We start from the raw sequence: 19,787 nt of genomic DNA on the forward strand, positions 1-19,787 counted from the left end.
CTTTTATTAACAAAAAATCTTAGCCCCGGCTGGAATGGCGCGCAGCGTCCGGCTTTTGCCGGATAAAACCATGCAAGACGGGTCGCGGCAGGTGTTTTGCGCTTCAAATTTTTATCTTATAGAAAAAAAACGGTTTTTGTGGTAGGCTGAATCCGAAAATTCTGTTTTTTTTGAAGGTTTTTATGAAAATTTACAAACTAGGCGAAGACGTTCTCCGTCAAAAATGTGTTCCGGTTGAGCCGGCTGAAATTAACGACGAAATGCGCAATTTTTTTAACGAAATGTTTGATACGATGGACGAGGCTCAGGGCGTTGGGTTGGCAGGTCCGCAGGTTGGCGTTTCTAAAAGATTTTTTGTAATCACTGTTGACGATGGTGTGCGCCGGGTTTTTGTAAATCCGCAGATTGTTCATACTAGCAGCGAGTTGTGCGATTATGATGAAGGCTGTCTTTCGCTTCCGGGTTTTGAAGAAAAAATTAGAAGACCTTCAAAAGTTACGGTTTCGGCCTTAAATGAATTTGGCAAGCCTTTTACTCTTGAGGCGGACGGTCTTTTGGCCCGTTGTATTCAGCACGAAAATGACCATTTGGACGGAATTGTTTATATTGACCGTGGCGATCCTGAGTTTGCTGCAAAAGTTACAGCTCAGATGAAAAAGCGGCTTGAACGTGCTCAGAAAAAAGAAGCGGAAAAAGCAAGAAAAGCGGCTTCGATTGCTGCAAAAATTGCCGCTAAACAGGCTGCAAAGGAAAGTAAAAAATAGTGAAGATTTTATATGCAGGCTCCCCATTGGCGTCGGCCATGGTTTTAAGGAATTTAATTGAGTTTTCTCGTTCTGACGAAGGCAAAAGTCTTGGCGTCGAAATTGCCGGTGTTTTGACAAATGTTCCGTCGGCCCGCGGGCGCAAAAAAGATTTGATTCCTACGGAAGTTGCTGTTTGCGCAAGAGAAAACGATATTCCTGTTCTGGAATTTGAACATCTTTTTGCAGAGGCTCGGGAAGCGGTTTGCGCTTTAAAACCTGAACTTCTGGTAACTTTTGATTATGGCCGGATTTTTGGACCGAAATTTCTTGAAATTTTTGCTCTTGGTGGAATAAACCTGCATCCGTCAGCACTGCCAAAACACAGAGGCTGCACTCCTGTTCCTGCTGCGATTCTTGCCGGAGAAAATCAGCTCGGCGTTACTGTGCAGAAAATCGCGTTAAAAACTGACGAAGGCGACATTCTTGCTCAAAGTTTTGTAGATTTGGACGGAACAGAAACAACTTTGAGCTTGATGGACGGAGATGGAAAAAACAGCCCGGTTTCAGAAGCCGGAACTCAGCTTTTTATTCAGGTTTTAAAAAATTACGCAAACGGAAGGTTTGACGGAAAAGTTCAGCAGGGCGAAAGCGACTATACTCCGTTTATAAAAAAAGAAGACGGACTTATTGACTGGAATAAAACGGCTGTGGAAATTGACCGTCAGATCCGCGCATTTACTCCCTGGCCGTTGTGTTTTACTGCCTGCCATGGCATAAAACTTTCGATTTTGAAGGCGGAACCTGGAAAATTGGACGGAAATTCTTTGGAAAATAGCGAAAAAATTCAAAATGTTCCGGGAACTGTCCTGCCTTACCGGAAAAATGCCGGAATCGAAGTTGCCTGCGGTGGCGGAACTGTGCTTGCTGTTAAAGAACTGCAATGGCAGGGCAAAAAAGCTATGGATTACAAAAGTTTTATGAACGGAGCGCGGGACTTTATAGGCTGCGTTCTTGATGATAAAATCAATCTCTAGGAAAATAAAAAAAATTAGGAAAATTTTATGAAAATCAATTTTAAAGGATTTTTTTCTAAACTCTGGCAAAAAATTAAAAATTTCAATATTCAGGATTGCCGAGTAAGTTTTATAAAAGGAATGGAAAATTTGCAGGCAAACGGCAGAACGCTTTTTGTTACGATAATTCTTGCAGTTGTCGTAATGCTTTTGACTTGTCTTGCAGTTTTTTTCGCAACTGTAAAAGGTCCGGAAAAGGTTTTGGTTCCAGAAGTTGAAGGAAAGGAATTGACTCAGGCCCTTTTGGAAATGCAGGTAAAGGAATTGTATCCGAAAATTCAGCTTCGTTATGATGAGCAGCCGTCGGGAACAATTATCTCTCAGTCGCCGTCTTCCGGAGCAATTGTAAAAGCCGGAACCCGCGTAAATCTTACTGTCAGCCGCGGAGCAATCGTTTCTGAAGTTGGCAATTATATTGGTCAGAAATATGATGACTTAAAAATTGACCTGACAACTATGTTTACAGGTTCTTCCCGGCCTCTTATTTTGCTTGCAGAACCTGTTTACAAGGCTTCTCTCGAAGAAGCAGGCACAATTCTTGAACAGGAACCTCCTGCAGGAACAAAAATTTCTGATCCTGTTACGGTCAATTTGATTGTCAGTCGCGGTCCAAGTTTTGACAACACCGCCGTTCCTAGACTTGTTGGAAAATCTGTAGAAGAAATGCTCGCTCTCTTGCCAAATTTGCGCGTTGTTCTTGATTTTTCTGCCCACAAGGCTACAAAAGACGAAAAAGAAAATTCAGTTGTAAGCCAGCAGGAATTTGACAGCCAATATATTGAAAATTACACAAGAATGTCTGTCGAAATGGCATTCCCTGTAAAACCAAAAGACGATTTGATTTATGGAATTTTTGAAACTGAACTTGCTCAATTCCCTTATCCGGTAGCAATGACGGTTGAATGTATCGAAAGCAACGGTCAGCGCAGCCAGCTTGTGGCTCTCAATCACACAGGCGGACACTTCTCTGTTCCTTACGCTGTGACAGAAGGAAGCGAGTTGATTTTGCGTGTTGCTGGAAAAGTTGCAAAACGAATAACAATAAACGAATAGTTTTTTGATTGTGATTGGAGGAAAAAATGGCAAAATCTTTGGTTTGTCTGTGCGTAACTGGAAAAACTTTGGCGGAAGATGTTGCAATTGTTGAAAAATACAAAGAATTTATCGATGTTGTTGAACTTCGTGTAGATTTTCTTGAAGAGAACGAACGTCTCAAAATCCGCGAATTTCCGTCAATGATAGACGTTCCGGCAATCCTTACAATTCGTCGCAAAATTGACGGTGGACAGTACATTGAAGGCGAGTCAACACGCACAATGCTTTTTGCGCGCGGTCTTGCTTTTGCTCAGGAAGATCCGAAGAAAAATTTTGCTTATGTTGATTTTGAAGAAGATTTTCATATTCCAAGTCTGGAAGATGCGGCTCAGGCTTTTGGAACGAGAATTATCCGCTCTTACCACAATATGAGTTCTCCGATTAAAAATATTGTTGAGAAATTTGATGAACTTCGTCAGAACTCTTATGAAATTCCAAAAATTGCTTTTATGCCACATCGCCTTTCTGACGTTACAAAAGTTTTTAGCGAAGCAGACAAATGGAAGAATACAGAGCAGATTATATGCGCAATGGGACCTCTTGGACTTCCGACAAGAATTCTTTCAGAAAGATTGCATTCATATCTTACATACACAAGCCCGTCTGAACTTTTGGGCAATTTGCTTGAAATCGGACACACAGATCCAATTACCCTCGAAAAAACATATCATTTTCATTCGATTAGCGAAAAAACAAAGATTTTTGGAATTACAGGTTATCCTCTAAAAATCACTTCCAGCCCGGAATTGCAAAATGGAATGTTTGAAAAGGCAAATTTAGATGCAGTATTTATTCCGTTCAAGTCGGAAACAATCGAAGACTCGCTGGATTTTGCAAAAACTCTTGATATCCAGGGATTTTCTGTGACAATTCCTCACAAAGAAACAGTTATCCCTTTAATAAGAAATATCGACGAAAAAGCGGAGTCAATCGGCGCCTGCAATACAGTTGTCCGCTATGGCGATGATTGGAAAGGTTATAACACCGATGCGCTTGGTTTTGAAAAAGCGCTTTTGGAATTTACCGGTACAAAAGATTTAAAAGGCAAAAAAGTTGCAATAATCGGTGCTGGCGGAGCAAGCAGGGCAATTGCTTATGTTATTAAGGAACTTGGAGCAAAGGCCTGCGTATTCAACCGCACTCTGGCAAAAGCCCGTTTAATTGCCGAAAAATACGGTTTTGACTATGCAACGCTCGGTCCGGAAAGCCTTGAAAAATTAAACAAATATTCTGACGTAATTGTTCAGACAACTTCAAAAGGCATGGGTAGCAACGACCCTTCAAACCCGGAAAACGACCCGATTTGGTTCTACGACTTTAACGGAGAAGAATACGTTTACGATGTAATCTATTCTCCGGAAGTAACTCCAGTTATGGCCCGTGCAGATGCTTCTGGCTGCAAAGTTTGCAATGGCGCCGGAATGCTGCTCTATCAGGGAATTGCACAGTTTGAATTGTACAAACAGCTTGTATAAACAAAAAAAGGCTTCACAAAATCGTGAAGCCTTTTTTTGTCTATTTTAATAATTTATTCAGCCTTAAATCGTTTTGCCGCCAATTTTTGTCTACTTTTACCTGCAAATCCAGATCAATTTTGTAGTCAAAAATTTTGCGCAGTTGTTTAATTGATTCAACGCGGATTGTCTTAATCATTTGAGCGCCTTTTCCGATTACAATGCCTTTCTGGCTTTCTTTTTCGACGCACAAAAACGCACGGCACCACATTTTTGTAGGCGAGCGCATTTCCATATCCGCAATCTGAACATAGACGCAGTGCGGAATTTCCTGATCAAGACGGTTAATTGCCTGTTCACGGATAACTTCCGCAATTCTAAAGTCAACTTCCTGATCAGTGTAAAATTCTTCCGGATAAAGATGAGGCGCAACCGGTGCAAGTTCATAAAGCGCGCGCAAGACGTCGTTGATTCCTTCATCGTTTTTTGCCGAAACATCGAAAATATTTTTTTCGGAAAGTTCAGGAAGCTGTTTTGACAGAAAAACTCTGGCAGCCGACGGATTAGAATCTTTTTCGTCAATCTTGTTCAAGGCGGTAACGGTCTTTTTTTCGTGTCCTTTTAAAAGTTCTGTAATCAGTTTTTCTTCATCGCCACAAGGACGCGTCGAATCCACGACATAAAGAATTGAATCCGCATTTGCAAGCTGGTCTGCAACAATATTGCGCATTTTAAGATTCATTTTTTTGTTTGATTCGTGATAGCCCGGAGTGTCCACAAAAACCAGCTGACCGAGCGAAGTATTTACAATTCCACGGATTGCGTTTCTGGTTGTCTGAGGAATCGAGCTTACAATGCTTACCATTTCTCCGGAAGCCGTGTTCAAAAATGTCGATTTTCCGGCAGAAGGCCGCCCGATAATCGTAACAAGAGCCGTTTTGTCGCCGACTGTGCTCTCTTTCTGTTCTGATTCAAGATTCATATTTTCCATTTTTCAAGTATAACATTTTTAAAAAAAATTGTAAGTTTTTGCAGGACGGCATTCACGCTCAAACCGGTGTTCCGGCGTTCCGCTTTTCGCTTCATTACAAAATGCCGTGCATTTTGCAACGCTTCGCGCGCCTCCACCCCGGCGTAAGAAAAAAATCTAAAACCAAAAATAAACTGTTTAATAAAACATTTATGAAAAATTATTGGTTTGACTGTCCTTACTGTGTTAAAATATTCAATACTTATGGATCGGTTAAAAGTCCTGCCAGGCAACCCTTGGGATTTGGGAGCGGTTTATATTGGCAGTGGTGTAAATTTTTGTGTTTTCAGTCGTAATGCAAAGGCTGTTTATCTGGAACTTTTTAAAAAATCGGACGACAGTGTTCCTGCCTGTACTATAAAATTAGACCCTAAAATAAATCGCACCGGCGATTTGTGGCATATATTTATTGAAGGTTTAAAACCGGGAGCTCTTTATCTTTTTAGAGTTGACGGCCCTTTTGAGCCAAAAAATGGTCACAGATTCAACAAAGACATTTTTCTTTACGACCCTCGCGCAAAGGCTCTGACCGACGGTTCACTTTTTAAAAATTTAAATTCTCAAAAAGTCTGTCCTCTCGAAAAAATGCCAAAATGCGTAGTTGTCGATGAGCTTACTTATAATTGGGAAGAAGACAAGCCTCTAAAAACGCCTTTAAACGAAAGCATTATTTACGAAATGCACTTAAGAGGCTTTACGGCTTCTCCTTCTTCTGAAGTAAAATTTCCAGGAACTTATCGCGGGGCAATCGAGAAAATTCCGTATTTAAAAAAACTTGGAATTACCGCGGTTGAACTCCTGCCTGTTCAGGAATTTGACGCATTTGAAAATATGAACATAAACCCAAAGACCGGCAAACGCCTTGTAAATTATTGGGGCTACAGCACGACGGCTTTTTTTGCGCCAAAAGCAGCATATTCTTCGGACAAAAGACCCGGAGCCTGCGTTGATGAATTTAAAGATATGGTAAAGGCTTTTCATAAAGCTGGAATCGAAGTCATTTTGGATATTGTGTTCAACCATACTGCCGAAGGCAACGAGCACGGAATTACATTTGGTTTTAGAGGATTCGACAATTCAATTTATTATCAGCTTGTAAGCACAAATAAAGAGTATTATGTAAATTTTTCTGGCTGCGGAAATGCCCTCAATTGCAATCATCCTGTCGTTCAAGAATATATAATCAGCTGTTTGCGCTATTGGGTTCGGGTAATGCACGTAGACGGCTTCCGTTTTGACCTTGCAAGCGTTCTTTCCCGTGACGAAAATGGTTTTTTGACCTTGGAAGCGCCTCTTACAAGACGGATAAGCGAAGACCCTCTTTTGCGCGATGTAAAAATAATTGCAGAGCCTTGGGATTGCGGCGGCGCTTATCAGGTTGGTTCTTTTCCTGGCGGAAGATGGTGCGAATGGAACGACAAATTCCGTGACGGCATAAGGCGTTTTATCCGTGGAGACGAAAAACTTTCGACAGAAGCTGCAACGCGAATTTCAGGTTCGAGCGATTTGTATTCTTCAAGCGGAAGAAGACCGTATCATTCTATAAATTACATTGCAAGTCACGACGGTTTTACAATGAACGATCTGGTTTCGTACAATTACCGTCACAACGAGCAGAACGGCGAAGAAAACCGCGACGGCACCGACAACAATTTAAGTTACAACAACGGCTTTGAAGGCCCGACGTTAAATCCAAAAATCGAAAAAAACAGAATTCGCCAGATAAAAAATTTTTTTGTTGCGCTGTTTTTGAGCCAGGGAACTCCAATGTTCGTTTGCGGAGACGAAGTTCAGCGCTCTCAAGACGGAAACAACAATCCGTACTGTCAGGACAACGAAATCTCCTGGTTTGACTGGAACGACATAAAAAAGCACGGCGATTTGTTGAATTTTGTAAAAAATTTGATTGCATTGCGCCGAAATCACCGCGTGTTTATGCGTGATGATTTTTTTAAAGGTCAAAAAACTGCAACACAGACAAGTCCTGCCGATATAAACTGGTTCAATATTGAAGGTTTTACGCCAGATTGGGCAAAACTAGACAGGTTTTTGGCGTTCAGGCTTGGAGGCGGAATTACAGAACAGAATTCTAAACCGGACAACGATTTTTATGTTGCTTTTAATACCGACATTCACGACGGCACTGTGACTGTGCCACCGCCATCTGCCGGAAAAAAATGGTACAGGGTTCTTGATACTTCGATAGAAAATGAAGAATGTATTCTGCCGGAAGGAAAAGAAGAACTTTTAAGAAATCAGGAAAAATATGTTATTTTGTCAGGTTCTGCCGTTGTTTTAATCAGCAAATAGCAAAAAATTGTGATAAAATAATAATGCATGAATTTTTTGACAAAACGCGTGCACAAATTGTAGAAAAAACAGTCAAAACATAAATTTGATTTTACAAAAAGGATGGAGAATAAAAAATGAAGTTTAATGCGGAAAAGTTTCGCGAAAATCTTGCGGCCCGTTTGCGCCGTCAGTACGGAAAAGATATTTCTCAGGCAAATGAACATGATCTTTTTGATGCAGTGAGTGCCTCGGTTCAGGAATTGATTTTGCCTTCATGGATGGCAACTCGCCGCGAATACGAGAAAAAACCGGTAAAGCAGCTTTATTATCTTTCGGCAGAATTTTTGATGGGCCGCGCCTTGAGCAACAATTTGATAAATCTTGGAATAAAAGATGAAGTTAAAAAAGTTCTCGACGAAATGAACATAAATTTTAACGTGATTGAAGATGAAGAGCCGGATGCTGGACTTGGAAACGGCGGTCTTGGCCGTCTTGCCGCTTGTTTTTTGGATTCACTTGCAACGCTCGACTATCCTGGACACGGTTATGGAATTCGCTACGAATATGGAATGTTTGAACAGCACATCGAAAACGGCTATCAGGTTGAATATCCGGACAACTGGCTCAAACACCGCGATCCTTGGGAAGTAAAACGCTCGGATTTGGCAGTGACTGTAAAATTTGGCGGAGAAATCAAATACGGAAAAACTCCTGACGGACAGGACAGATTTTATCTGGAAAATGCCGAAGAAGTGATTGCAACTCCTTACGATATGCCGGTTGTCGGTTTTGACACAAATACTGTCAATACTTTGCGTCTGTGGCAGGCTTCGAGTCCAAACGGTTTTGATTTACAGCTCTTTAACGACATGCGTTACAACGAGGCTGTTTTTAAGCAGAACGATGCAGAAAATATTACACGCGTTCTTTATCCGAACGACAACGGTCCTCAAGGAAAAACTCTCCGCTTAAAGCAGCAGTATTTTTTCTGTTCAGCGTCGCTTCAGGATTTGGTTCATCACTTTGTTGCTGATTATGGAACGGATTTTGCAAAATTCCCGGAACTGCATGTGATTCAGTTGAATGACACTCATCCTGTTGTTGCAATTCCTGAGTTGATGCGCATTCTTATGGACGAATATTCAATGGGCTGGAATGAAGCATGGGACATTGTTACAAAAACTTTTGCCTATACAAACCACACGATTTTGGCCGAAGCGCTTGAAAAATGGGACATTTCAATTTTCCAAAGCCTTTTGCCGCGAATCTATCAGATTGTTGAAGAAATTAACCGCCGCTTCCTTATCGAGTTGCGCGCAAAATTTCCAGACGATTATCAAAAGCAGAACAGAATGTCGATTATTCACGACGGAAAAGTTTACATGGCTTGGCTTGCAATTCACGCTGGCTTTAGCGTAAACGGAGTTGCCGCGCTTCATACCGAACTTCTTAAAAATGTTGAATTAAAGGACTGGTACGGACTTTATCCTCAGAAATTTAACAACAAAACAAACGGAATTACTCAGCGCCGTTGGTTGTGCAGTGCAAATCCTGAACTTGCGAAATTTATTACAGACAGAATTGGCCACGGTTGGGAAAAAAATCTTTCAAAACTCAAGGAACTTGAAAAATTTGCAGATGATGAAAAATCTCTCGACGAATTGATTTCGATTAAGCGTCATAACAAAGAAATTCTCGTTGATTATTTAAAGCACCATCAAAATGAATTCCTTGATCCGGATTCGATTTTTGATGTCCAGGTTAAGCGTCTGCACGAATACAAACGTCAGCTTTTGAATGTTCTTCATATTATGTATTTGTACAACAGAATTATCGAAGACCCGACATTCAATCCTCCAAACCGTACGTTTATTTTTGGAGCAAAGGCCGCTTCTGGCTATCGCCGTGCAAAGGCAATAATCAAATTGATTAACACTGTTGCAGAGCGCGTAAACAACGATCGCCGTGTAGGCGGCAAACTTCGCGTTGTATTTATTGAAAACTACCGTGTAAGTGTTGCAGAAAAGATTTTCCCGGCGGCAGATGTTTCTGAACAGATTTCAACAGCAGGAAAAGAAGCTTCTGGAACTTCAAATATGAAGTTTATGGTAAACGGTGCGCTTACGCTCGGAACTTTGGATGGTGCAAATATTGAAATTTTTGAAGAAGCAGGAAAAGAAAACGGCTTCCCGTTTGGTTTAACAACCGAAGAAATTCAAAAAATGGAAAAAGAGCACTCTTACAGTCCTCAGCAGTATCTTGAACGAAATCCGGCCCTTGCAAAAGTTGTCGGTCAGTTGATTGACGGCACTTACGATCCGAGCCATCAGATTTTTAAGGAAATTCACGATTCGCTTGTTTACGGAGTTGAAGGCCAGCGTCCAGACGTTTATTACGTTCTTGCAGATTTTGAACTTTACTGCAAAGCCCAGGAAGAAATTGCAAAAGCTTATACTGATAAAAAAGCTTGGGCGCGCAAAACTTTAATCAACATAGCCAATAGCGGAAAATTCTCTTCAGATCGCACAATTGAAGATTATGTCCGCGATATTTGGCATCTAAACAAGGTTGAAGTTGCTGACAGCGATGTAAAATAAGCGCTTGCAAAAAAGTATTTGCAAAAAAATTGCAAATACTTTTTGTTGAATCACATATAAAATTTCTTTATAATTTTAAAAAGTTTGCGTTGCAAACTTTCTTATAATCTGATGTTTCTCACTTCGTTGCGAAACAACTAAAAAAGTCAATCCTAAAACTGAAGTTTTAATCTTGACTTTTTTTTGTGGAGGACTTTTATGAAAAAAGTTTTAAGTGTTGTTCTGGCAGTGGTTGCTGCCGCTTCGCTTTTTACTGGCTGTTCTAAAAAAGACAAGGCTGCCGGCAAAAAAGTTTGGATTGTTGCTACAGATACAGTATTCCGTCCGTTTGAATACACTAACGAAAAAAACGAATTTGTTGGTATTGACGTTGATGTTCTTGCTGCAATTGCAAAAGATCAGGGTTTTGACTACGAACTTCAGTCGCTCGGTTGGGATGCTGGTGTAGCTGCTGTTCAGGTTGGACAGGCTGACGCTCTTATTGCTGGTGCTACAATCAAACAGGAAAGAATCGACAGTGGATGGATTTTTTCTGACGGATATTATGATGCAACTCAGACTTTTGTAGTTACAAAAGACAGTTCAATTGCATCTTTTGCTGACCTTGCTGGAAAAAATGTTGCTGTTAAAAACGGAACTGCCGGTGCGGACTTTGCAAATTCTCTCAAAGACAAATATGGCTTTAAGGTGACAGTTTTTGAAGATTCTCCGACAATGTATCAGGATGTAATCCTCGGAAACAGCGCTGCCTGTGTTGAAGATACTCCGATTATGGCAGACAACATTAAAACTGGCGGACTTGCCCTTAAAATTCCTGCTGGAATGGAAAGTGCTGGCGCTCCATACGGTTTTGCAATTATGAACAAAGCAAACCAGCCGTTGCTTGATATGTTTAATGCCGGACTTAAAAATATTAAAGAAAACGGCACTTATCAGGCAATTCTTGATAAATACTTGAAATAGTTTTTGCATTTACTGCAAAAAGGACTGTTTAAAACTTATTTGAAGCGGTTAAAGAGCAATTCTAAAATTGTTCTTTTAGCTCGGATATTGTTTTTACAGTCCTTTTTTTTATGTCTTTATAAAAATTTGTTTAATGGACAAGCGATTGGAGTACCGCCGAAAGCGTCGTTTTGCGGCGCAAAACGATGGAGCGCAAAGACGCGGAAGTACGGAAAGCGCGGTTTTTGCGTTAGCAAAAATGGCCCCAAAATCGTGCATCTTTTAGATTGAGGAATGGCGGATTTTCGGTTATAATATAGTAGAAAAAATATGGGTTTTTGCCCGACACTTAGTTTTTTGAGGTTGCATTTTGATTTCGATTCTTCAGGTTTATTCGCTGATGCTTTTGCGCTCACTTGGCTATACGCTTGTTCTTTGTCTGTGGGCGTTGCTTTTTGCAATGGTTATTGGTCTTATTTTTGCTTTGTGCAATGTAAGTAACAGCAAAATTTTGAACGTTATTGGTTCGGTTTATGTCGATGCGGTGCGTGGCGTTCCGTTGATTGTTCTGGCGTATTTTATTTATTTTGGCGTGCCTCAGGCTTTTAGGCTGGCCGGGGTGAACAATTTTAGGCTTCCAGCGTTGCAGGCTGGTACGATTGCGCTTGCGATGAACTGTGGTGCTTATATGGCGGAGATTTTTCGCGCAGGAATTGAATCAATTGATGTCGGACAGATGGAAGCGGGGCGAAGTCTTGGACTTTCTTACGCAACAACAATGCGCCGTGTAATTTTGCCGCAGGCTTTTAGGGTAATGATTCCTTCAATCATAAACCAGTTTATAATCACCTTAAAAGATACATCGATTTTGTCCGTAATTGGTTATCCTGAACTTACGAACATGGGAAAGACAATCAGCGGCAACACTTTTAAATCGCTTCAGACTTGGGCAATCGTTGGAATTATGTACATGATCGTAATTGTTTCCCTGAGCAAAATTGCAAAAATTATTGAAAGGAGATTAAAGCGAAATGTTGAGCGATAAAGTAAAAATTCACGTTGAAAATCTTCGGAAAAATTTTGGTAATCTGGAAGTTTTAAAAGATATTTCGCTGGATGTTCACGAAGGCGAGGTTGTCTGCATAATCGGGCCGTCTGGTTCTGGAAAATCGACTTTTTTGCGCTGTCTGAACCATCTTGAAGAGCCGACAAGCGGAAAAATTATTGTAAACGATACGGATATTACCGACAAAAAAGTGAATTTGAATAAGGTGCGCGAAAATATCGGAATGGTTTTTCAGCATTTTAATCTTTTTTCAAATATGAATATAATCAGCAACCTTATGCTTGCTCCGGTTGAACTTAAAAAAATGTCAAAGGAAAAGGCAAAGATTGAAGGAATGAAACTTCTTAAGCGCGTTGGACTTGAATCAAAGGCTCTTGCCCATCCTCAGCAGCTTTCGGGCGGTCAAAAGCAGCGTGTTGCAATTGCGCGTTCGCTTGCAATGAATCCGCAAATTTTGCTTTTTGATGAACCAACGAGCGCGCTTGACCCGGAAATGGTTGGCGAAGTTTTGGAAGTTATGAAGGAACTTGCCCGCGGAGGAATGACAATGGTTGTCGTAACCCACGAAATGGGATTTGCGCGCGAAGTTGCAGACCGCGTTGTTTTTATGGACTGCGGCTTTATAATTGAACAGGGAACTCCGGAAGAAGTCTTAAAAAATCCGAAAGAAAAACGAACTAAGAGTTTTTTGGAAAAAGTTTTGTAGCAGATTTTGCTAAAAAACGTTGCGAAACAACTTAGGAGCATAAAAATGAAAAAAATAATTACAATCAGCCGCGAATTTGGTGCAGGCGGTTCAACAATCGGCAAAAAAGTCGCAGAAATTCTTGGTTATGAATATTATGACAAAAGCATAATTTTGCAGGCGGCAAGTGAAAAAAATATCGACATTTCTAAAGTTCTCAAAAGCGACGAAGAAGCGCCGTTTTTGACAGGATTTACACAGTCGCTTTTTGATTTTTACAATAAACCGATAAACGATCAGATTTTTGAAGCTCAGAAAGAAGTTATCCGCAAATTTGGAGAACACGGTCATTGCGTTATTGTCGGTAGAAACGCGAATCAAATTCTTCAGGAATTTGACGACAGTTTGCATGTTTTTATTCACGCAGATCCATGGTGGAGAGTTGAATACTTAAAAAACAACAGAATGCAGGATGTTTCGGAAGAAAAAATCATGCGGGATCTTGTAAGAGTTGACCGCAAACGTTGCAAGTATTGCACTTACTACACAAATACCGAATTTGGCGATTCCAGATACTACGATTTGTGCTTGAATTCTGGAAAATTTGGACTTGATGAGTGTGCAAAACTCATCGTCGAGCTAAGCCGCTAAAAAGGACTTAAAAATATGCGTTTTCCAAAACCGCTAAAAAAAGGCGATACGATTGCCATTGTTGCTCCGAGTTTTGGCGCAACGACAGAACCTTACAATTTTCGCTTTAACGAGGCAGTCCGCCGTTTTAAGGAACGTGGCTATAATGTTAAAATCGGTGAGTGTTGCTACAAGTCTGACGGTCTTGGAATTTCGACAGACCCAAAAACCGCCGCCGCTGAACTCCAAAAATATTATTTAGACCCAAAAATAAACGCTGTTTTTAGTTGTGGCGGCGGTGAGCTCATGTGTGAAACAGTGAGTTACGTTGATTTTGAAAAACTTAAAACTGCCGAACCAAAGTGGTTTATTGGTTACAGCGACAATACAAATTTTATTTTTCCGCTTGTAACCCTCTGCTCAATTCCGGCAATCTACGGTCAAAACGCTCCTGGATTTGGAAAACCCTGGGAACAGAGCGAACTTGATGCATGGAACCTTCTTGAAGGAAAGAGTTTTACGGTCAGCGGTTATCCGAAATTTCAAAATCCAGATGTAGACAGCGAAGACCCTCTTTCTCCTTATATTTTGACAGACAAAAAAGAACTTGTCTCTTATATTCCTTCTAAAAACGGAAACACCTTAAAACTTTTGCCGCCAGACGAAAAACTTGAATTTGATGGAACTATTTTGGGCGGCTGTCTTGACTGCATTGTCGGTTTGAGTGGCACCAGGCTGGAAAACGTTTGCCGGTTTAACGAAGAGCACAAAAAAATCATTTGGGTTTTGGAAAGTTGCGATTACAATCCAATGGATATTCGCAGGGCGCTGTGGCATTTAAAAGAAAGTGGCTGGTTTAAAAATGCGGCTGGTTTTGTTTTTGGACGGCCACTTGCGGCTTTTCGGCAGGAAATAATGGGCGTAAATCAATACAATGCGGTTACAGGAATTTTGGGCGACCTTGGAGTTCCGATTGTTCTGGACGCCGACATTGGTCATATAGATCCGGCAATGCCGTTGATAATCGGAGCGGATTCAAAAATTTCTGTAAAAAATAACGAAATAAAAATTGAAATGAATATTTTATAAAAGTTTTATAAGCCGGGGCTTCCACCGCTTGCGCGGTGTCGGGTGTTTCGCCATTTCATTATAAGCGGACAAGTCCGCTTATAACGCTACGCGTGGCTACACCCCCTAAGCCGTTTTATTTTTTTACAAAAGTACCAATCAGACCGATAACCCAGCCCGCGAGAATTATATAAAAGCCAAAGCCTGTAATCTTAAACCAGTCCTTAAAAAAGTTTCCGCGTGCAAAAAAGATAAGTCCAAGCACAATAGAAGCAAGCAGACAAACTGTTTTTAACATGCTTGCATTAGAAACTTTTACAAAGCACAGGATAATTCCAATGGCTGCCGCAACAAACATTAAAAGTGCAAGCCAAGAATCTAAATTGCTCAAATCCTTAAAAGCATCAACTATTGTAAAATCAATCTTTCCAAGAATACCAAGCGAAATTCTTATAATCGGTAAAAAACTTCCGACTACAACTGCAATCATTCCAATCAAATAAAAAAGGTTAAAACTACTTTTTTTTGCCATAACGACTCCTCTGATATGTTGTCTACAAAGCCTGCAATGCAAACTCAGTTAAAATAATTTTAACACGAAAAATGTTTTTTTCAATTTTTATTGATCTATTGTCAATCTATTGTTTTTTGAAAGGTTTCGTGTCGTCAAAGTCAAAAATCGTTTTTTCTTCAATAAATCTTGAATATTCACGTTTCCAGATTAAATGGGCATCGCTTGAATCGTAGGCTTCTAGCGCTTCTTTGTCCATGTCCATTTCAATCATAATGTCGGCACGATTTTCGCGTTTTATGCAGCATTTGTAAATTTTTACGTAATGTACTCCGTTAATTTCTGTTGTTGCAGTATTAAACAGTTCCTGAATCTGCTCAATAAACGAATTTTCGATTTTTTTTGAAATTTCCGGAACAAATTTTACAAGAATACAGTGTTTCATTTTTGGTTTCCTCCGTTTTTACTGCAGTTTGAGAGAATTTATTATTGCTCCGGCAACGCGTTCTCCGTCCATTGCCGAACTTCCAATTCCTCCAGAATATCCGCTTCCTTCTCCGCAAGGATAAAGATTTTTAATTGCGGTACACTCCAAAGTGTCTTTATTGCGTAAAATTCTTACAGGAGTACTGGTTCTTGTCTCCGAAGCGATTAAAATTGCGTCAGGGCAGACAAAGCCTTTCATGCTTTTATTAAAATCCTTAAATCCTGCCTGCAATTTTTTGCAGATATCTTTTGGAAGCCATTTGTCCAGTCTGCTCGAAACAACTCCCGGTTTATAACTTGTAACTGGAAGCGATTTTGATTCTTTTTCTTCAAGAAAGTCCGTCAGTCTTTGAGCTGGCGCAAACTGACCTGAACCGTTTTCGAAAGTTAATTTTTCGAGCCAGGTTCGCCAGTAAAGTCCGGCAAGCGCGGGGCAGCCTTCTTCTTCTGCCTGTTTTTTAAATTCAGGGGGAATGTCTTCCGGCCTGCGTTCAACGACAATCGCCGCGTTTGACCACTGGCTGTTTCGTCCGGAAGAACTCATTCCGTTTACGACAATTTGATCTTTTGCTGTTGCGCATGGAACGACAAAGCCGCCGGGGCACATGCAAAAACTGTAAACTCCGCGACCGTCGACCTGAGTTGTAAGGCGGTATTCGGCGGCGGCAGGCATTTGTTTTCCGTGGAATTGAATCGAGTCTATAATTGCCCGTGGGTGTTCAACCCGTACTCCGACCGCAAATGTTTTTGCTTCGAGCGCGTCTGGTGCAATTTTAGAAACCATCTGGTAAATATTTGCCGCAGAATGTCCAGTTGCAAGAATTATTGAATCTGCAAGAATTTCTTTTTTGTTTCCGTCGGTAAGATTTTTGATTTTTACGCCGGTTGCCTTTAATTCATTGTTCTGTGAATTTTTTTCTACGATTAAATCTGTGCAAAGTGAATTAAAATGAATTTCGCCGCCAAGTTCTACAATCTTTTTTTCCATGCGGTCAATAATTCCAGGAAGTTTATCTGTTCCTATGTGGGGATGCGCATCGGTAAGAATATTTGGATTTGCTCCAAATTCAACAAAAATTCTGTAAATTTTATAGATGTCGCCACGTTTGTTTGAGCGGGTGTAGAGTTTTCCGTCAGAAAAAGTTCCTGCTCCTCCAGAACCAAAGCAAAAGTTTGAATTTTCGTCCAAAATTCCATCTTTTGTAAGGTTTTCAATATCGTCTGCCCGAACTTTTGTCGGATTTCCGCGTTCAATAATAATCGGTTTAATTCCTGCTTCGAAAAGCTTAAAAGCCGCGTAGAGTCCTGCCGGTCCGCAGCCGATTATAACCACAGAGCGTTTTCCGTCAGCGTGTTTCCAGTTGAGAGCAATATTTTCTAAATCTTCTGGTTCTTCGCCAATGTAAATTTTGTAACGCATAACGAACTTAATCTGGGAATGTCGTGCGTCAATTGATTTTTTTATAAAAACCGGGGTGATTTTCTGTCCGTTTACAGAAACTTTTTTTTCTTTAAGAGCCTGCCGAATTTTAGAATCGATTTCGGTCTGATTTTTTTCGTCCTCTGGCATGAGGGTGATTGAAAGTTCACAAGTCATGCCGATATTATATTGGTCATCTCCAAAAAATGCAATTTTTAGAGTTTAAACATTAGTTAAACATGGAACAAATCAATCTGAGAACCGATTTTTAAGATTGAATCCTGCATTGCCTTGGAAATATCGCTCAAAGTTGTTCCGTTGCCACTAATCTGGTTTGCAGAAGTTGTCATTTCTATCATGCTTGATTTGATTTCTTCTGTTGCCAGTTGCAATTTTTTTACTTGATCCAAGATTATCTGGTTTCCTGCCGACATATTTCCGGAAGAAACACGGACGTCCGAAGTTGAATCGTTCATCATTTTGAGTGCATCTGTAATCTGATGGCTGCCGATTTCGCTTTCTTCCATTGCGCCTTTAATCTGCTGGACAAGCTGGTCTGTCTCATGGATTTTCTTGGTTACTGACTGGAACGAATTTTTAGCTTCTGCCGAAGATACAACGACATTTTCAATCGAATTTTGAATTTTCTGAAGCTCATCGCGGATTTGTTTTGACTGGCGGCTGGAACTTTCAGAAAGGTTGTGAATTTCATCTGCAACAACGCTAAAACCGCGTCCTGCATCGCCTGCATGTGCGGCTTCGATTGACGCATTCATTGCCAAAAGGTTTGTTTCGCTCGCAATTTTAGAAATAACCTTGTTTGCTTCCATGAGCATCTGGCTCTGTTCCTGAATCTTCTGAATCTGTTCGTCTACGCTGTTTTGTTTTTCAATTCCTGTAGTTGTGTCGGTTTCGAGAGCAACAAACGAATCGACCATATGTTCAGTGCTTCTTGTGACAGAAGTAATGTTTCCGAGCATTTCTTCAACTGCTGCACTGGCCTGAGTAACTCCCGACGACTGGTTTTCAATCATTGCATTTAAGGCTTCGATATTTTTCGCAATCTGGTTTACCTTGTCTGCGGTTTCTTCGACAGATTTTCCCTGCACTTCAATCTGGCTGCTTACTGTGCTTATATTGGAAATGATTTTGTTGATAGAAGAACTTGTTTCGTTCGTTGTGCCAGCCATTTCGCCGTCAACCTTCGAAAGTTCGTCCTTCGATTCTTTTATCCGCATAATAATATGATGCAAATTTTCTGTAAAAGTGTTGAATCCAAGGACAACTTCGCCAACTTCGTCCTTTGTTTTTACTTCGATTCGCTTTGTTAAATCCGCAGCGCCGGAAGCGATTTCGATAATTGAATTTTTAAGGCGAATGAGAGGGTGAACTAGCAGCGTCAGATAAATAGAAGTTACAACCAAAAGGATGATTGCAATCATAATACTTATAAAACAAATCTGGAAAGCGCTCTTTTTTGCCGTCGAAACAATTTCTGTTTGGTTTATTGCAATTGCGAGCGACCAGTTTGTGTGGTTAATCGGGCAGTAGAAGACGTAATTTGTTGCATTTCGTTCACTGTCTTTGATAATTCCGGTTCCTTTTTGGCTCAAAATCATTTTTTGAGTCATTTCCTTGTAACCTTTGTAGCCGGATTCTTCATCACTCATTACGTAAAAATTTTTCATGATTTTTTCAGAATCTGGATGAGCGATAATGTTTCCTTTTGAATCGATTGCGTAGGTAAAACTGTTGTCATTAAAATTCGACTGTGTAATCTGATAATTCACCTTGCTCAAAGAGAGAGCGCCGACGATGACACCCCAAAACGACTTGTTCTTGTTTGTGACTGGAGCAGAAACATAAAAAATGTAGCCAATTCCGTCTGGAGAAGGCACAGGGTCAGAAATATATTGCTGTTTTCCGTTTGTGTAGATTGCCGTAAAAAAGTCTTCGTGCGAAATATCGGTGTAATTTCCGTTAGAATCGTACATTCTTCCGTCTTGGTCTGCAATTCCGATAAAATCAAAACTTGGATCGATTAAATCTTTGTTTTCGGTCAGATAATTGCAGGCAAGTTCATAATCGCCGGAAGTAAATGCCTCGCTGTTTGTAAAAATTCCAAAACTTTTAGAGAAAGAATCCAGCCAGTAAGTTAAACCGTCGGCTGTCCGTTCTGCAATTGTCGTAGAAAAATTTGTGTAAGTTTCGGTGTTGTCTTCTGCAATCGAATGAACCAGGAAAAACGAAAGCGTTGTAAATGAAAGCGCCAGAAAAATAAAAAGAACGACTGCAAATTTAAAGGCAATCGAGCGCGTTATCGTTTTTACAGAAATTTTGTGCTTAGATTTTTTTTCTGACGGCGCACTTTCCAAAGTCTCCAAAACTTCGATGTTTTCGTCAGAAGAATTTTGTTCATTAAAAGCAGGATTTCCGGTAGAAATAATTTTGTCGTTTTCAAGTTCTGGATTAAAAGGTTCGTTCATACAATCCTCCAAATAAAGAGCAAACACTCAAACACTCACCCGCCATTTTTTAAATTGTCTAATATCTCTATTATCGTTCAAAAAAACATATCAATAAAGGAAAATAAACACTTTTTATCAAAATATAACCAAAAATTCCTTAAACTGTCAGTGTTGAAAAAAACACATAAACTGTAGATAATATAAGGACAAGCGGTTCTATTTTG

The 19,787-nt window shown here is 40.3% G+C and carries 16 protein-coding genes; 11 read left to right on the forward strand and 5 right to left on the reverse strand.

Annotated elements, in window-relative coordinates:
• Positions 1-182 precede the first annotated feature (182 nt).
• From def to B5D47_RS06130, 4 genes are read left to right on the forward strand one after another with little or no spacing between them, the layout of a single operon-like run.
• On the forward strand, positions 183-764 hold the full coding sequence (def, locus tag B5D47_RS06115; protein WP_078930955.1) for a peptide deformylase: 582 nt from the start codon (positions 183-185) through the stop codon (positions 762-764).
• On the forward strand, positions 764-1,780 hold the full coding sequence (fmt, locus tag B5D47_RS06120; protein WP_078930956.1) for a methionyl-tRNA formyltransferase: 1,017 nt from the start codon (positions 764-766) through the stop codon (positions 1,778-1,780). The genes def and fmt overlap by 1 nt, the downstream gene beginning before the upstream one ends.
• 27 nt (positions 1,781-1,807) lie before the next feature.
• Positions 1,808-2,872: a PASTA domain-containing protein gene (locus tag B5D47_RS06125; protein ID WP_078930957.1), complete on the forward strand. Its 1,065-nt coding sequence runs from the start codon at positions 1,808-1,810 to the stop codon at positions 2,870-2,872.
• 26 nt (positions 2,873-2,898) lie between these two features.
• A complete protein-coding gene (locus B5D47_RS06130) occupies positions 2,899-4,389 on the forward strand; it encodes a type I 3-dehydroquinate dehydratase (protein WP_078930958.1) in 1,491 nt (496 codons plus the stop codon).
• 40 nt (positions 4,390-4,429) lie between these two features.
• Here B5D47_RS06130 and era read toward each other — a convergent pair whose 3' ends face one another.
• A complete protein-coding gene (gene era / locus B5D47_RS06135; RefSeq protein ID WP_407701151.1) occupies positions 4,430-5,350 on the reverse strand; it encodes a GTPase Era in 921 nt (306 codons plus the stop codon).
• A gap of 252 nt (positions 5,351-5,602) precedes the next feature.
• Between era and glgX the strand changes: the two genes are divergently transcribed.
• The 7 genes from glgX (at position 5,603) to B5D47_RS06170 (ending at position 14,699) form a co-directional block, all read left to right on the forward strand.
• On the forward strand, positions 5,603-7,708 hold the full coding sequence (gene glgX / locus B5D47_RS06140; protein WP_078930960.1) for a glycogen debranching protein GlgX: 2,106 nt from the start codon (positions 5,603-5,605) through the stop codon (positions 7,706-7,708).
• A gap of 116 nt (positions 7,709-7,824) precedes the next feature.
• Positions 7,825-10,287: a glycogen/starch/alpha-glucan phosphorylase gene (locus tag B5D47_RS06145; RefSeq protein WP_078930961.1), complete on the forward strand. Its 2,463-nt coding sequence runs from the start codon at positions 7,825-7,827 to the stop codon at positions 10,285-10,287.
• 198 nt (positions 10,288-10,485) lie between these two features.
• Entirely contained in the window at positions 10,486-11,250 is a 765-nt protein-coding gene (locus B5D47_RS06150) for a transporter substrate-binding domain-containing protein (protein WP_078930962.1), read from the forward strand.
• 349 nt (positions 11,251-11,599) lie between these two features.
• A complete protein-coding gene (locus B5D47_RS06155) occupies positions 11,600-12,274 on the forward strand; it encodes an amino acid ABC transporter permease (RefSeq protein ID WP_078930963.1) in 675 nt (224 codons plus the stop codon).
• A complete protein-coding gene (locus B5D47_RS06160; RefSeq protein WP_078930964.1) occupies positions 12,261-13,001 on the forward strand; it encodes an amino acid ABC transporter ATP-binding protein in 741 nt (246 codons plus the stop codon). Before B5D47_RS06155 ends, B5D47_RS06160 begins: the two co-directional genes overlap by 14 nt.
• 45 nt (positions 13,002-13,046) lie before the next feature.
• Entirely contained in the window at positions 13,047-13,631 is a 585-nt protein-coding gene (locus B5D47_RS06165) for a cytidylate kinase-like family protein (protein WP_078930965.1), read from the forward strand.
• 15 nt (positions 13,632-13,646) lie between these two features.
• Entirely contained in the window at positions 13,647-14,699 is a 1,053-nt protein-coding gene (locus tag B5D47_RS06170; protein ID WP_078930966.1) for a S66 family peptidase, read from the forward strand.
• Between the two features lie 115 nt (positions 14,700-14,814).
• Here B5D47_RS06170 and B5D47_RS06175 read toward each other — a convergent pair whose 3' ends face one another.
• The 4 genes from B5D47_RS06175 to B5D47_RS06190 all read right to left on the reverse strand — a co-directional run bounded on the left by B5D47_RS06175 (position 14,815) and on the right by B5D47_RS06190 (position 19,581).
• Positions 14,815-15,210, reverse strand: a complete 396-nt coding sequence (locus B5D47_RS06175; protein ID WP_078930967.1) for a hypothetical protein — start codon at positions 15,208-15,210, stop codon at positions 14,815-14,817.
• A gap of 106 nt (positions 15,211-15,316) precedes the next feature.
• Positions 15,317-15,634 carry a Dabb family protein gene (locus B5D47_RS06180; RefSeq protein WP_078930968.1) on the reverse strand — a complete coding sequence of 106 codons (318 nt, stop codon included), beginning with the start codon at positions 15,632-15,634 and terminating at the stop codon, positions 15,317-15,319.
• 18 nt (positions 15,635-15,652) lie between these two features.
• Positions 15,653-17,272, reverse strand: coding sequence for an NAD(P)/FAD-dependent oxidoreductase (locus B5D47_RS06185; protein ID WP_078930969.1), 1,620 nt, complete (start codon positions 17,270-17,272; stop codon positions 15,653-15,655).
• A 56-nt stretch (positions 17,273-17,328) separates the two neighbouring features.
• On the reverse strand, positions 17,329-19,581 hold the full coding sequence (locus tag B5D47_RS06190) for a methyl-accepting chemotaxis protein (protein ID WP_078930970.1): 2,253 nt from the start codon (positions 19,579-19,581) through the stop codon (positions 17,329-17,331).
• Positions 19,582-19,787: the final 206 nt, after the last annotated feature.

Source organism: Treponema berlinense (assembly GCF_900167025.1).
Lineage (GTDB): Bacteria > Spirochaetota > Spirochaetia > Treponematales > Treponemataceae > Treponema_D > Treponema_D berlinense.